This window comes from Cognatiyoonia sp. IB215182, from assembly GCF_033963905.1.
In the GTDB taxonomy this organism is placed as follows: Bacteria; Pseudomonadota; Alphaproteobacteria; order Rhodobacterales; family Rhodobacteraceae; genus Yoonia.
In genome coordinates, this window is the sequence record NZ_JAXBMB010000003.1 from 306,836 (window position 1) to 320,927 (window position 14,092).

Genomic DNA, 14,092 nt, shown 5'->3' on the forward strand with positions numbered 1-14,092 from the left:
TGATTTGTGCCAAGCTTATTGGCGCGCGTCACCGAACAGCTTCCACAAGCCGGGCACCAACAACGCTGCCAGACCAAGTTTAAGCGCGTCGCCAACAAGGAATGGCGTCAGACCCCATTCCAGGATCGGCTGATCCCAGCCATAAAGCTGACCCAACCACAAAAGTCCGGGAACGTAGATCAGCGCATTCCCGATCAGCATGGCCAACGCCATCCACAGTACCGACCGATCCCATCCAGCACGCGCGGCCCAGCCCAAGGCCAGGGTTGCAAGGACATAGCCCACAAGATAGCCGCCGGTGCCGCCCATCATGTATGCGATACCAAAGCTCTCGGCCGATGAGCTGGCGAAAACATCAAAGCCGAGCGCGCCAATGATCATGTAACCCAGGATCGTCGCCAGACCCAGACGCGGGCCATAGGCGGCACCGATGGTCAAAACGGCGAATGTGCCCATGGTGATCGGTACCGGCCACATCGGGATCGTGATCTTGGCGAAAACGGCCAATGCCACGATGCCGAGCACAACCATCAACACCTGCTTGATCCGCAGCGCGGTGCCTTCGGATGGACCGAACGTCTCGGTCAGGACTTTGTCATTGAGTGCAAGCGCCATCTGCCGCCTTCCCCTGTTTTGTTTCGTTGCACGGTTATTGCCCGATGCGGCAATGCGGCGCAAGCGCGTTAGCGCCAACGCCTCAGCGGCGCTATGGTGACACGCGGTTGTAGCGGGATGTTGAGGTGTAGTCCTTGCGTGGCCCCGTCACGTGCCAAGTCGCCTGCCAATCGGGCCAGTGGCGGAAGTCATACTGAACCCGATAATAGTCGTCACCGCAGGGGTGATCCGTCCCATCCGTCTGCCCTGCAGGAACAAAGCTGTGAAACGCGCCGCCATCGGCAAAGAACACGTCAACCCTCTCGGACCCAAAAACCCAGAGATAGCGCCGGTTGGCTGTCAGCGAGGGCCCCGCCCCCATCCTGATCTTGCCCTCTTCGGCGTAGTCCAGCCGCGATGCGCTCTGCTCAGAAAAAACACATGTCCCCTCAAACACACCTTGCTGCCCGCCATACCGATCATCGATCACGCGCTGCACCTGCCATTGGCCGATGAAATCGACAGCGTCCAACATGTCATCTCTCCCTTGAGGGTTCCGGCCCGCCCCCTTATGACGCGACCTGCAATTGCTGGCCAGCCCGGATAAAGGTGCCCTTTCATGATCCCTCGCTATTCCCGCCCCGAAATGACCGCCATTTGGGAGCCTGCCACGAAGTTCCGGATCTGGTACGAGATCGAGGCACATGCCTGTGACGCGCAGGCCGCGTTGGGTGTCATTCCAAAGGAAAATGCGGAGGCGGTCTGGAAGGCCAAGGATGTAGAATTCGACGTCGCCCGGATTGATGAGATCGAAGCGGTCACCAAGCATGACGTCATCGCCTTCCTCACCCACCTGGCCGAGATCATCGGCAATGATGAAGCCCGCTTTGTCCATCAGGGTATGACCTCATCGGATGTGCTCGACACCACGCTGAATGTTCAACTGGTCCGTGCCTCCGACATCCTGATTGCGGATATGGACCGCGTGCTTGCCGCCCTCAAAACCCGTGCCTATGAGCACAAGGATACCGTCCGCATCGGCCGCAGCCACGGCATCCATGCGGAACCGACCACGATGGGCCTGACCTTTGCCCGGTTCTACGCCGAAATGGACCGGGGCCGCGCGCGTCTGGTTAATGCGCGTGCCGAAATCGCGACCGGCGCCATCTCGGGTGCTGTGGGCACATTCGCCAATATCGATCCGGCGGTCGAAGAGCATGTGTGCAAGGAAATGGGGCTAACTCCTGAACCCATCAGCACACAAGTCATCCCGCGCGACCGGCATGCGATGTTCTTTGCCACACTTGGCGTGATCGCCAGCAGCATTGAAAACATCGCAACAGAAATCCGCCACATGCAGCGGACCGAGGTGCTTGAGGCGGAGGAGTTCTTTTCCAAAGGGCAAAAGGGCAGCTCCGCCATGCCGCACAAACGCAACCCGGTTTTGACCGAAAACCTGACCGGGCTCGCGCGCCTCGTGCGGATGTCGGTTGTGCCTGCTTTGGAGAATGTCACGCTGTGGCATGAACGCGATATCAGCCATTCATCGGTGGAACGGGCGATTGGGCCGGATACGACGGTGACGCTGGACTTTGCGCTGAACCGCTTGGCTGGCGTGATTGAAAAACTGGTGATCTACCCCGACAACATGCTGGCAAATATGAACAAGTTCCGTGGGCTGATCATGTCACAACGCGTGCTATTGGCACTCACGCAAGCCGGAGTCAGCCGCGAAAACGCCTATCGCCTGGTGCAGCGCAATGCGATGAAAGTCTGGGAGGAAGGCGCGGATTTTCAGACCGAATTGATGGCTGATGAAGATGTCCGCGCGGCCTTGTCAGCCGATGAAATCGCCGAGAAGTTCGATCTCGCCTACCACACCAAGCATGTGGATACCATTTTCGCGCGTGTTTTCGGAGAGGATTGAGGGACCGCACAAGCTTCGCAAGTGTCTAAACGGTCCTGAAATGGTGATCGTCGAGCCATTCACTTAGCCTGTTTAAATCAACGTTTCGCCAAAAGCTGACAAATCAGATTTTGACGAAACGCCAATGGGCAAGCCCGACATGGAAAGGAACGTTAGATCACGGATGGCGAATGCACCGCATGCTGGTCCATCGCATGTGTCGGCTTTGGCGTGACAGGCGCAGGAGCCGGTCCGATGTTTCGGCGCTTGGCCGGCATGTTCATGCAGGCATAAAGCCGCCCGTCTTCCGCGTTTCGATACGGCTCACCGATCCTTTGCGTCTCATAGCCCAGCTTGCGCAAGGTCCGCACCATGGCGACGGGCGACAATGACATGAGTTCCGTTGCCCCCTGTTCGCGCGCGACATCGACGGCACCATCCAGCATAAGCGCCAAACATTCTGAGCGGTCCGCTTGTGTATTCACATCGTCCGAAATGACCGTGCGCGTGATTTCCCAGATATTGGTGGTCACCTCCGCGTTCGGAAGAATATGGGGCGGAATGCCGATCAGTTTGCCCGCAACCGCATCGCGCAGCATGTAAGTATGTGACCCCCATTGCGCAGTAGTCGCCATTGCGCGAGTTCCGCCGATCACGACCCCATCACGCAACACAAGCGAATAATACGCTTTCGGATTGTCGTACTGGTCCATTTCGACATTGTCATCATGTGGGATGCTCCATCCCAACTGATCAACAAAGAATCGCTTTCGCAGACCCAAAAACTCATAGAATGCAGTGCCATACTGGTGCAGCTGCGCGAGGTTAAACGTTATGTTTTCCATGCCGATTTTCTTTCTACCCAAAGACGAAAACGCGTCCGCCGTCCATTCGTTTCATTGCCTTCTTAACCAAGACAACGACAAATTAACGCGAATTGTTCCTAAGTGAGAAAAAAAATCAGGTAAAGTTTCAGATCAGGCCATATTGGTTGGCAAGTGCGGCAGCCTGACTACCTGTTTTTGCACCTAGTTTCAGCTTGGCGTTCTTGAGGCGCTGTTTGACAGCCCCCTCGCTCACGCTCAACTCAAAGGCGATCTCCTTCAGACGCTTCCCATCCTTCACCATTCCCAAGGCTTCCAGCTCTGCTTTGGTCAGGTTCGTCGGCGGCGCCGTTTCGTTGTGCCGTCGCGCTAAAAATGCCTTCAAAAGTTTCACTTCAAGGTCGGTATACTCCCGATCAGACCGTGTGAACGACGCAAACGATCGCTGTGCGTCAGCCCCACTGTCAAACAGTGACACGGTCACGCCGTAGCGCATACCAAAGGTTTGGGCCTGCGCGATTATCCGCTTAGGATCGTCAAGCGGGAGCTCGCTCCAACGGATCGTTCCCGTGTGGCTGTAAGCCCACCTAACAATCGGATCGAAAAGCATAAATCGCTGTTTCGTGTAGTGGCTGATCCACTCCTCGGGGAAAGCGTTCACTTCTTCCATCGGGAACGCAAAACCGATGCGCAACGCGATGTAATAGCCCGACGGCGCAAGCTGCGCGATCTCCTCTGGACCCAGAAGTGTCGTCATTCAATTCCCTCAAAGAGCCGCCAACTTCACATAGCTCTTGTTTCGGCCTGACTCTTATCTCTACTATGCCAAGAGACAACGCTAAACTGAACTCTATTGGGACAGTGTCCAGTTTGGCAACCGGAAAGCGAGTAGTAATGATGTCGTCGACCCAGATTGAAATCAGTGCTGTCCTGGGCGAGCTGAACGAGTTGGCACCTGCGGGTTATGCGATTGGTTTGCAGATTGAGTATGCCACGCCGAAGTTTATGTTCCAGACCTACAGCAAGGCATGGTTGGACCTTTACGCGGAAAAGGGGTTGCTGATGAGCGACCCGACCTTAGCATGGGGTTTTGACAATACCGGCGCGATCCGGTGGGACAAGCTGCGTGACAACGACCCTGTCGGCGTTTTGGAGCTCGCGAACGAGCACGGGATCAAGTTCGGCATTACATGCGCTCACGAAACGCCAGGTGTGACCGATGGCATCCGAAGCGTCGGCAGTTTCGCGCGCGGCGACCGTGACTTCACCGATGAAGAGGTTGCCAGTATCTCTCGCCGGTTCAACGAATTGCACGATTCGACGCAAAGCCAGGCCCACCTTTCCGACGAAACGGTCGCACAGCTAAGAAAAATGTCGATTCTGGTGACACATCCCGGTTCCTGACAGGTCCGGCTAACGCTTCGTTTACGCAAATAACCGTAGTACGGGGGCATGAACGTTCAGGCCCCTATTGCTGCACAAGCCCAGTTAACACGTCGGCGCAAGGCAGCCATGATCGTGCAAATGATTGTCGGTGATGGCAGCCAGTTGTCGCTGTCACAATTGCCCGTTCATTTGCAGGAACTTCTGACCCAAGAGTTGGGGGCGCTGCGCCTTGTTGACCGCGACACTGTCGCGGCCGTGGCGGAGGAGTTTCTGGGCGAGGTTGAGGCCATCGGACTGACCGCACCGGGTACCAAAGACGGCGCCATCTTGGCCCTCGCCGACCACCTCTCGCCCGAATTGGCGGATCGGCTGCGCAAACAGACCGCAGATGTTCGCAACGGCGATCACTGGCCAATCATCACAGCGCTTCCCGTCGACAGGCTGGTCACTATCATGATGGCCGAAAGCATTGAGGTTAGCGCGATAACCTTGTCGAAACTCACAGTTGCCAAGGCGGCGGAGGTATTGACGCAAACGCCCGGCGAACGGGCCAGGCGGATCAGCCTTGCGATGTCGCGCACCGAACACACCTCGTCCGAGGCTGTGCGGACTATTGGGGCCGCCCTTGCCGATGAATACGGGCAGATCACCATCGGCGCGTTTGAAAAGGCGCCGGTTCAGCGGCTGGGTGACATCCTGAACGCGACCCGCGCGGATCGCCGCGACGACGTGCTTGAAGGGTTGAATAACGATGATCCGGAATTCGCGGGTCATGTGCGCAAGGCCATCTTCACCTTCAAGGACATCGCTAACCGCATCAAACCCGTCGATATTCCCAATTGTATTCGCGAAGTACCGGCGGAGGTCCTTGGCAGGGCAATGGCCGGTGCCTTGGCGGGCGAAGAAGATGTGCGCGCCGCGGCGGAGTTCATCCTAGCCAATGTATCGCAGAGGATCGCGGCGCAGATGCGCGATGATGCAGAAGAGGCCGGCACCGTCAAAAAGGCGGATGCAGAGGCTGCAATGTCCGAGGTGACAACCGCAATCCGTGGTCTGGCGGATGCTGGCAAGATCGTCTTCCGCGACCCTGACGCCGCCGACGAAGACGGCTAAAACCGCGTAGACAGTGCTGGCTCATCTGTTAACCTCGGGGCATGACTGACGACTTGCACCCTTTTGATGGCCGCAGATGGCACGACATGGGCGGCCAACCCGCTGGGCCAATCGACAGGGATCAACACGATTTTGCAATTTGGGAAAAGCGTGTGGATGCGTTGATGGTCATCTGCTCGTCCAAAGGGCATTTCACGGTTGATGGGCTGCGCCGCGTGCTTGAGGATATGGGCCCCGAAGCCTTCGAAACGATGACATATTACGAGCGTTGGATCGCGTCGGTAAACCAGAACCTGATCGAGGCCGGGATCTACACGACCGCCGAACTGGGTGCCCGCATGTCCGAGGTCGCGGAACGTGGCGCCACCTATGGCGAGGCCGCCAATGGCTGAGAATAGCTTGGTCTGGCACGCCCCCGACATTGCCGCGACACGATTTCGGTTTCGCCACCCGTTGGATCAGGATGCCGATATCACCATGTTTCCGTTGGCACATGCTGCCGGGCTTGCCCGCGCATCGGTCACCCTTGCCCATCTTTCACCGGGACAGACATCCTTTCCCAAACACCGGCATTACCACGAAGAGGAATGGGTTTACATCATCAGCGGGACCGGACGGCTGGAGATGGATAACGACACCCATGTCATGCACGAGGGCAGCTTTGCCGCCTTTCCAGCGGGCGGCCCGGCCCACAAACTGACGAATGACGGTGACGTGCAGCTTGTCTATCTGATGGGCGGCGACCGCCAAGAGGTCGAGATCGTCGATTTCACCGATGCCGGGAAACGTATGACCCGTGTCGGCGAAGGACCAACGATGACGGCGGAAATGGCCCCTATAGAGCAGTTCGCCTCCTTCGATTTTATGTCACGGGCAGATGAAGATGGTTGAATGGATGCGCGTCCGCGCCGATATGCCCCCCGGCCATGTCCGTACCCCCAGCTATCTGCGGGGCAAGGTCGGCCAAGTCGAGCGCCGTTTGGGGTCATTCGCAAATCCCGAACAACTGGCTTACGGCCTGCCTGCGGAGAAGCTGCCGCTCTTACGGGTGCGCTTTACCATGACTGAGATCTGGGGGGCAGAAGCAGCGCAGCCCGACGACACGATTGACGTGGAAATCTACAGCCATTGGCTGGAACCGGTGGACGCCCCGCATGCCCCATGATCACCATGATGAGTTGTCCCCGTCAGGTCACCCTTACCGACCTGACAACGACCACCCGCTGACCTATTGGCAGCAGATGGAAATCGCGATCCGCGAGTTGCTGATCGAGAAGGGCGTTACAACGCCCGCCGAGATCGCCGCGCAGATCGACAGGATGGACAGCCGCTCTCCTGCCAACGGCGCCGCCGTTGTCGCGCGGGCCTGGACCGATCCTGACTTTCGTACAGCACTTCTGGCCGATGCCAGCGTCGCAAGCCGCGACATGGGGTTCGACATCGGCCCGATGCATCTCATCGCAGTTGAGAACACGGCCGACATTCATAACATCATCGTCTGCACATTGTGCTCCTGTTACCCCAGAAATCTACTCGGACTACCGCCCGACTGGTATAAATCGCGGGCCTACCGTTCGCGCACTGTAAAAGAACCGCGCAAGGTTCTGGCGGAATTTGGCGTCAACCTGCCCGAAACGACCAGAGTACGCGTGCATGACAGCACCGCCGACATGCGCTACATCGTCATACCGGCCCGCCCTGGGGGCACTGACGACTGGTCAGAGGATGATCTTGCCAAGCTCGTCACCCGCGACAGTATGATTGGCACGGGGCTGGCAAAGACGCCCGAGACCTCGTGACCAACCAGGACATTCCTACAGGATCACGTGCCGATTGGGTCGCGGATCGCATGTTGCGCACGCTGATAGGCGCACTGCGTCTGATGCCTTACGAAAAACGCGTGGCAATGATGGGCACGATGCTACACCGCGCGATTGGCCCGCTCGTTGGCTACCGCAAACGGGCGGAAGACAATCTGGCGCTGATCTATCCCGATATGTCAGCAAATGAGCGTCGCAGGATCGCGGAGGCCTGTTGCGACAATTTCGGCCGCACGATCATGGAAAACTACTCCTGGCAGGAATTCGGCGCCCGTTTGGCCGATCTGGAACCGACGGGCGGGGGCCTCGCCCCACTCGCCCAAGCCGCTGCAGATGACCGTCCGGTCATCTTTGTGACGGCCCATTTCGGCAATCACGAGGCACCACGCCATGTGCTGACACGGATGGGGCATGTGATCGGCGGGCTCTACCGACCGATGCAGAACGCCTATTTCAACGACCATTATGCAAAGACGATGACGTCTTGGGGCGGCCCCGTGTTCGCACAAGGGCGCAAAGGCACGATGGGATTTGCCCGTCATCTGAAATCCGGCGGCATGGGAACCCTGCTTTTTGATGTCTCGGCCCAGGGGATCGTGCTGCCGTTTCTGGGCCATCCGGCCCGCACGGCAACATCCGCCGCGGATATTGCGCTCAAAATGGATGCGCTGGTCATCCCCTATTTCGGCATACGCCGCGACGATGGTTTGTCATTCAAAGTCGTTGTCGAAGAACCTGTCGCGCCCGGCACGCCCACAGCAATGATGGCAGCCATGACAGAACGGCTTGAGGCACGTATCGCCGATAATCCCGAGCAATGGTTCTGGATCCACCGTCGCTGGAAAACCCGTTAGCGCAGCTGTGCAGCGCCAACAATCGGCCCGTTCGTGGCCTGCTGGATGATGACCGCCACGGGTGCATCTCCATCCGCCTGCGCGACAATGTCCAGCGGCGCGCTTCCATCCCATCGCTCAATCACCGTCCATGATGTGACGATATTGGCGTAACGCAAGTTGCGGCCGGCATTCTCGCCACGACGAATGGCGACGGTTTCTTCGGGCGTATAGCGCACGAGCTGCACCACATACTCGCCGGTCCCGCCGGGTTGCGCGCTAATCTGGATGTTCTCACCCTGCCTGGTCAATGACACTGCAACTGGATTGCCTTTCGCACTATGCGCCTGGATCGTGTCCATCACCTGCATGGGTCGCGACCCGATGACGTGATCGACGCCACCAATCACCATCTGAGGGGTGTAAACCGTAGCGGAGTTTACGGCGCGCGCGTAATCGTGTTGCCGCGCCGTGAAAGCAGGCTGTGCAAAACTATCTTTCCAGCCGATGTAATCCCAGTAATCCACATGCAATGCCAGCGCGATCACATCGTCCCGCTTTGCCAGGTCGTGCAACATTGCGTCGGCGGGCGGGCAGGACGAACATCCTTGCGACGTATAAAGCTCGATCACCACGGGGCCATTTTGTGCGAAGGCTTGGGTCGTCTGGAAGAGGCCGAAAAACGCGACGGCTGCAAAAAAATGGCGCATTGGAGGTCCTGATCGTCTACTGCCCGACAGGCTTACGCAGCTTTGCTTGAAATAGCCAATCAACCAATTGCGAGTGTTATGTCATGTTGCAATTGGGGGTCATAATCAATCTTGTGATGAATTGTGTGCAATGGTATACAAAAACTTGCGTGAGCCTCTTGATTGCTTTTTCTGCTTGGTGCAGAAGCACCTCAAGTCTCGTCTGCATAGCCACGAAAGGGATAGCCATGACCATCACAGTCGGCAAAGACACAGCCAAAACCCGCAAAACCCTGAAGGTCGGCGACCAGTCGGTTGCCTATTACTCGATCCCGGCGGCTGAAGCTGCGGGCCTCGGCGATTTTTCCAAACTGCCCGCGGCGCTGAAGGTGGTTCTGGAGAACCTCTTGCGGTTTGAAGATGATGGTTTTTCGGTCTCGGTCGATGATATCAAGGCGTTCGGCGACTGGGCGGCAAACGGCGGCAAGAACCCGCGCGAGATTGCCTATCGCCCGGCCCGCGTGCTGATGCAGGATTTCACCGGGGTGCCTGCCGTTGTTGATTTGGCGGCGATGCGCGATGGCATTGTGGCGCTTGGTGGCGACGCGCAACAGATCAACCCGCTGAACCCGGTTGATCTGGTCATCGACCACTCCGTGATGATCGACGAATTCGGCAATCCCCGCGCCTTCCAGATGAATGTGGACCGCGAGTACGAACGCAACATGGAACGTTACCAGTTTCTGAAATGGGGTCAGGGCGCGTTCAACAACTTCCGCGTTGTGCCTCCCGGCACCGGCATCTGCCACCAGGTGAACCTGGAATATCTCGCCCAGACCGTCTGGACGGACAAGGACCAGAACGGTGAGGAAGTCGCCTACCCTGACACGCTCGTCGGCACCGACTCGCACACCACCATGGTCAACGGCCTTGCCGTTCTTGGCTGGGGCGTTGGCGGGATCGAAGCGGAGGCCGCGATGCTGGGTCAGCCTGTGTCCATGCTGATCCCTGAGGTCGTGGGTTTTGAGCTGACCGGCGAAATGATGGAAGGCACCACAGGCACCGATCTGGTGCTGAAAGTCGTCGAGATGCTGCGCGAACTCGGCGTCGTCGGCAAGTTCGTTGAATTCTATGGCGAAGGGCTGGACCGTCTGCCATTGGCCGACCGGGCGACCATCGCCAACATGGCCCCCGAATATGGCGCCACTTGCGGATTCTTCCCCATCGACGGTGAAACCCTGCGCTACCTGCGCAACACGGGCCGAGAAGAAGCGCGCATCGCGCTCGTCGAGGCCTATGCGAAGGAAAACGGCTTCTGGCGGGATGAGAACTACGCACCGGTCTACACCGACACGCTGCATCTCGACATGGGCACAATCGTGCCCGCCATTTCCGGCCCCAAGCGTCCGCAGGATTACGTGGCGCTGACCGACGCGAAAGCGGCGTTCAAAAAGGAAATGGAGGAGACCTTCAAGCGCCCCATGGGCAAGGAAGTCGCCGTCGCGGGCGAGGATTACACGATGGAAAGCGGCAAGGTCGTGATCGCCTCGATTACCTCCTGCACCAACACATCGAACCCCTATGTGATGATCGGCGCGGGCCTCGTGGCGCGCAAAGCCGCTGCCTTGGGCCTTGACCGGAAGCCATGGGTCAAGACATCGCTCGCCCCTGGCTCTCAGGTCGTATCGGAGTATCTGGAGGCTGCCGGCCTGCAAGATGATCTGGATAAGATCGGGTTCAACCTCGTCGGCTATGGCTGCACGACTTGCATCGGCAACTCCGGTCCGATCCAGAAGGAGCTCAGCGACGCGATTGCCGAAGGCGATCTGGTCGCCACTTCCGTCCTCTCCGGCAACCGGAACTTCGAGGGCCGGATCAGCCCCGACGTGCGCGCCAACTACCTGGCCTCGCCCCCGCTGGTCGTGGCCTACGCGCTGGCAGGCACGATGGATATCGACCTGACGACCGAGCCGCTGGGACAGGATCAGGACGGCAACGACGTCTACCTGAAAGACATCTGGCCCACCTCGGCCGAGATCAATGAACTGGTCGAGAAAACCGTCACCCGCGAAGCGTTCATCAGCAAATATGCCGACGTGTTCAAAGGCGACGAAAAATGGCAATCGGTTGAGACATCCACCGGCGAAACCTATGACTGGCCTCCCACTTCGACCTACGTCCAGAACCCGCCCTATTTCCAGGGCATGTCCAAGGAACCCGGCGAGATCAAGGATGTGGTGAACGCCAAGGTCCTCGCCGTCCTCGGCGACATGGTCACCACCGACCACATCAGCCCCGCCGGGTCGTTCAAAGACACGACGCCAGCAGGCAAGTACCTGATCGAACGGCAGGTGCCAGTGCGCGAGTTCAACTCATACGGTTCGCGCCGAGGCAACCATGAGGTCATGATGCGCGGCACCTTCGCCAATATCCGCATCAAGAACGAGATGCTGGAAGGTGTCGAAGGCGGCTACACCAAAGGGCCCGATGGCGCGCAAACATCCATCTTCGAGGCCGCAATGGCGCATCAGGCCAACGGCACTCCGCTGGTCGTCTTTGGTGGCGAACAATACGGTGCCGGATCATCGCGGGACTGGGCTGCGAAGGGCACTTCGCTTCTGGGTGTAAAGGCGGTCATCGCCGAAAACTTCGAACGCATCCACCGCTCCAACCTCGTCGGCATGGGCGTGGTTCCATTCGAATTCACCGGCGGCGACACCCGGCATACGCTCGCCCTAACGGGCGAGGAAACGGTGACAATCGAAGGGCTGGCCGACGTGAAGCCCCTGCAAGAGGTGACGGCAAACATCACCTTCGCGGATGGATCGACCAAGGACATCACGCTGAAATGCCGGATCGATACAGCGGTCGAGATCGACTACATCAAATCCGGCGGCGTGCTGCACTATGTGCTGCAGAACTTGGCGAAGGCCGCTTGATTTTAAAGTGGCCCTGGCGGTACTGCTGGGGCCTAACTTATTTGTAAATCTGCCAAGGCGTCATGCATCTTCAAATCGATAGCATTATGACAACGCCTGTGGTGGTTGGCCGTGGGTACTTTGACAATGGCGTCCCGAAGACACCGCCAAACCCAACTTACATCGCCGAAGCGGCCCGCGCCGCAGAGATAGAGGCGGCACAAACTGAGCTTGGGTTGAAATTTCCACCAGAATACCGCGAGTTCCTATCAAATTACGGAGCCATGGTTGGCCAAGGATTTGAAATCTTCGGCTTGGATCGTAATCGCAACAACTTTTTCATGGATGTTGTACAGCAAACCATATTTCATCGAGACGCACTAGGTTCGAAAGCAAACCTCAACCAAATCGTTATTGCTGACGATGATATGGGCGTCAGCTTCTTAATGGACACAACAAATGAAGAACGTCCACGATTTGTTGCGTTTGGAGCAGGTTACGATGACTATCCGGAGGTTGCCGCAGACTTCAACGATTTCTGCATTCAACTATCCATCGACAAAATGTTCAGCAGGCTGTGACCCGCAAGACGGGCATGAGATTTTCGACTACTCCACCGCCTTCGCCAGTTCCGGCAAAAACCGCTGTTCATAATCCGACCCAACCAGCGGCCCGACAAACCGATAGAGCACTGTCCCATCGCCATCCACGATGAAAGTCTCCGGCGGGGCGGTCACGCCCCAGTCGATGGCCACCCTGCCCCGCAGGTCGAACCCAGTGGCAAAGAACGGATCATTGTAATCCACCAAATAGGTCGAGGCCTGTTCTTGCTGATCCCGAAAATTCACTCCGGCGATGCGGTAGCCCTGCGCCTCAAGGTCCAGGAGGTTCGGATGCTCTGCCCGGCAAGGCGGGCACCAGCTGGCCCAGAAGTTCACGATGGTGATATCGCCCGACCGCAGGTCCTCATCGGTCAGTTGCGCGGTGCCCTGAACGGCCTCGACCGGCACCGGCGGCGCGGGTTGGCCCACGAAGGTGGACGGCAATTCATCGGGGTTGTCCCGCAGCATCCCGGCCAGCGCCAAGCCAGCAAAGGCGGCAAAGATCGCGGGCGGCAGGATCATTAGGGGCGAGATTCTAGCCATTTCGTTCAACCTCCTCCAATGCCGCCTTCACCCGCGCATAGCGCCGCCAGCTGAGTCCAATCAGGATCGCCAAAAGCGCCAGCGTCACTGCATAGGCCGAGAGCACTTCGACCGCATATTCCCCCAGATCAGGCACGGGCCGCCCTCGCTTGCAAGGCCCGCATCCTGCGGGCGCGGATTTCGGTGCGTGTGCGCATCAGAACGAGGGCAATGAACAAAAGCACAAAGCCCGCGATGCAGACGAGAAGCGGGAACCAGAACACGTCCGAGATGTTCTCTTCCTTATCCAGCGACAGCGTCGCCCCCTGATGCAACCCCTGGTTCCAGAACAGCACCGCGTACCGCGACAAGATCGCAAAGATCGAACCGACCATGCAGAGCACGCTGGTCAGGTCCGCGGCGGTGTCGGGATCCTCAATCGCCTCCCACAAGGCGATGTAGCCCAGATAAAACAGAAACAGGATCAGGAACGAAGTGAGCCTTGGATCCCACGCCCAATAGGTCCCCCACATCGGCTGGCCCCAGATGCCCCCGGTGAAGAGTGCGATCAGGGTCATCACCACGCCAACCGGGGCTGCAGCGCGCGCCGCAAGGGCCGAGACATGGTGCCGACGGACGACCCAAATGATCGAGGCCACCAGCATCATCAGCCATGCGTTGATCGCCATTAGGGCCGAGGGCACGTGGAGATAAATGATCTTCACGGTCGATCCTTGGCGGAAGTCATTAGGTGTAAAGAAAAAGCCCCAGACGAGGCCGACCACGAGGCACAGCCCCGCAGACCAGAAAAGCCAAGGCAGAACCGGACGGGTCCAGCCCATGAACAGCTTTGGATTGGCGTATTCCCACATCGACATGGCGCTT

General features: G+C 58.3%; 18 protein-coding genes. 10 read left to right on the plus strand and 8 right to left on the minus strand.

The window, feature by feature from the left end; translation table 11 throughout:
• Positions 1-15: 15 nt before the first annotated feature.
• Both SLH47_RS07760 and SLH47_RS07765 read right to left on the minus strand, forming a co-directional pair.
• The gene (locus tag SLH47_RS07760) at positions 16-615 is read right to left on the minus strand and encodes a biotin transporter BioY (RefSeq protein ID WP_320238899.1); all 600 of its coding nucleotides are present in this window, start codon (positions 613-615) and stop codon (positions 16-18) included.
• A gap of 91 nt (positions 616-706) precedes the next feature.
• Positions 707-1,129, minus strand: a complete 423-nt coding sequence (locus SLH47_RS07765; RefSeq protein WP_320238900.1) for a DUF6314 family protein — start codon at positions 1,127-1,129, stop codon at positions 707-709.
• Between the two features lie 84 nt (positions 1,130-1,213).
• On the opposite strand from SLH47_RS07765, the gene purB reads away from it, so the two are divergent.
• Positions 1,214-2,521, plus strand: a complete 1,308-nt coding sequence (purB, locus tag SLH47_RS07770) for an adenylosuccinate lyase (protein WP_320238901.1) — start codon at positions 1,214-1,216, stop codon at positions 2,519-2,521.
• A gap of 152 nt (positions 2,522-2,673) precedes the next feature.
• On the opposite strand, the gene SLH47_RS07775 is transcribed toward purB, so the two are convergent.
• Together SLH47_RS07775 and SLH47_RS07780 are read right to left on the minus strand one after the other, a co-directional pair.
• Entirely contained in the window at positions 2,674-3,345 is a 672-nt protein-coding gene (locus SLH47_RS07775) for an acyl-homoserine-lactone synthase (protein ID WP_320238902.1), read from the minus strand.
• Positions 3,346-3,472: 127 nt separating this feature from the next.
• Positions 3,473-4,081, minus strand: coding sequence for a helix-turn-helix transcriptional regulator (locus SLH47_RS07780; RefSeq protein WP_320238903.1), 609 nt, complete (start codon positions 4,079-4,081; stop codon positions 3,473-3,475).
• Between the two features lie 140 nt (positions 4,082-4,221).
• Between SLH47_RS07780 and SLH47_RS07785 the strand changes: the two genes are divergently transcribed.
• The 7 genes from SLH47_RS07785 to SLH47_RS07815 all read left to right on the plus strand — a co-directional run bounded on the left by SLH47_RS07785 (position 4,222) and on the right by SLH47_RS07815 (position 8,497).
• Positions 4,222-4,728, plus strand: a complete 507-nt coding sequence (locus tag SLH47_RS07785; protein ID WP_320238904.1) for an autoinducer binding domain-containing protein — start codon at positions 4,222-4,224, stop codon at positions 4,726-4,728.
• A gap of 48 nt (positions 4,729-4,776) precedes the next feature.
• Positions 4,777-5,823 carry a FliG C-terminal domain-containing protein gene (locus SLH47_RS07790; RefSeq protein ID WP_320238905.1) on the plus strand — a complete coding sequence of 349 codons (1,047 nt, stop codon included), beginning with the start codon at positions 4,777-4,779 and terminating at the stop codon, positions 5,821-5,823.
• A gap of 86 nt (positions 5,824-5,909) precedes the next feature.
• The gene (locus SLH47_RS07795; protein WP_320238906.1) at positions 5,910-6,215 is read left to right on the plus strand and encodes an SH3-like domain-containing protein; all 306 of its coding nucleotides are present in this window, start codon (positions 5,910-5,912) and stop codon (positions 6,213-6,215) included.
• Positions 6,208-6,714, plus strand: a complete 507-nt coding sequence (locus tag SLH47_RS07800; protein ID WP_320238907.1) for a cupin domain-containing protein — start codon at positions 6,208-6,210, stop codon at positions 6,712-6,714. Before SLH47_RS07795 ends, SLH47_RS07800 begins: the two co-directional genes overlap by 8 nt.
• On the plus strand, positions 6,707-6,988 hold the full coding sequence (locus SLH47_RS07805; protein ID WP_320239090.1) for an SH3-like domain-containing protein: 282 nt from the start codon (positions 6,707-6,709) through the stop codon (positions 6,986-6,988). Before SLH47_RS07800 ends, SLH47_RS07805 begins: the two co-directional genes overlap by 8 nt.
• A complete protein-coding gene (gene nthA / locus SLH47_RS07810; RefSeq protein ID WP_320238908.1) occupies positions 6,978-7,622 on the plus strand; it encodes a nitrile hydratase subunit alpha in 645 nt (214 codons plus the stop codon). The genes SLH47_RS07805 and nthA overlap by 11 nt, the downstream gene beginning before the upstream one ends.
• 50 nt (positions 7,623-7,672) lie before the next feature.
• On the plus strand, positions 7,673-8,497 hold the full coding sequence (locus SLH47_RS07815) for a lauroyl acyltransferase (RefSeq protein ID WP_320239091.1): 825 nt from the start codon (positions 7,673-7,675) through the stop codon (positions 8,495-8,497).
• Here the strand turns inward: SLH47_RS07815 and SLH47_RS07820 are convergent.
• On the minus strand, positions 8,494-9,186 hold the full coding sequence (locus SLH47_RS07820; protein ID WP_320238909.1) for a DUF1223 domain-containing protein: 693 nt from the start codon (positions 9,184-9,186) through the stop codon (positions 8,494-8,496). The two genes, SLH47_RS07815 and SLH47_RS07820, sit on opposite strands and share 4 nt — an antisense overlap.
• Before the next feature lie 227 nt (positions 9,187-9,413).
• On the opposite strand from SLH47_RS07820, the gene acnA reads away from it, so the two are divergent.
• Together acnA and SLH47_RS07830 are read left to right on the plus strand one after the other, a co-directional pair.
• Positions 9,414-12,104 carry an aconitate hydratase AcnA gene (gene acnA / locus SLH47_RS07825; protein ID WP_320238910.1) on the plus strand — a complete coding sequence of 897 codons (2,691 nt, stop codon included), beginning with the start codon at positions 9,414-9,416 and terminating at the stop codon, positions 12,102-12,104.
• 62 nt (positions 12,105-12,166) lie between these two features.
• The gene (locus SLH47_RS07830; RefSeq protein ID WP_320238911.1) at positions 12,167-12,664 is read left to right on the plus strand and encodes an SMI1/KNR4 family protein; all 498 of its coding nucleotides are present in this window, start codon (positions 12,167-12,169) and stop codon (positions 12,662-12,664) included.
• 27 nt (positions 12,665-12,691) lie between these two features.
• Here SLH47_RS07830 and SLH47_RS07835 read toward each other — a convergent pair whose 3' ends face one another.
• The 3 genes from SLH47_RS07835 to SLH47_RS07845 are packed head-to-tail and all read right to left on the minus strand — an operon-like array spanning position 12,692 to position 14,085.
• Positions 12,692-13,228: a DsbE family thiol:disulfide interchange protein gene (locus SLH47_RS07835; protein ID WP_320238912.1), complete on the minus strand. Its 537-nt coding sequence runs from the start codon at positions 13,226-13,228 to the stop codon at positions 12,692-12,694.
• Positions 13,221-13,364 carry a heme exporter protein CcmD gene (gene ccmD, locus SLH47_RS07840; protein ID WP_320238913.1) on the minus strand — a complete coding sequence of 48 codons (144 nt, stop codon included), beginning with the start codon at positions 13,362-13,364 and terminating at the stop codon, positions 13,221-13,223. Before ccmD ends, SLH47_RS07835 begins: the two co-directional genes overlap by 8 nt.
• The gene (locus tag SLH47_RS07845) at positions 13,357-14,085 is read right to left on the minus strand and encodes a heme ABC transporter permease (protein WP_320238914.1); all 729 of its coding nucleotides are present in this window, start codon (positions 14,083-14,085) and stop codon (positions 13,357-13,359) included. Before SLH47_RS07845 ends, ccmD begins: the two co-directional genes overlap by 8 nt.
• Positions 14,086-14,092 lie beyond the last annotated feature (7 nt).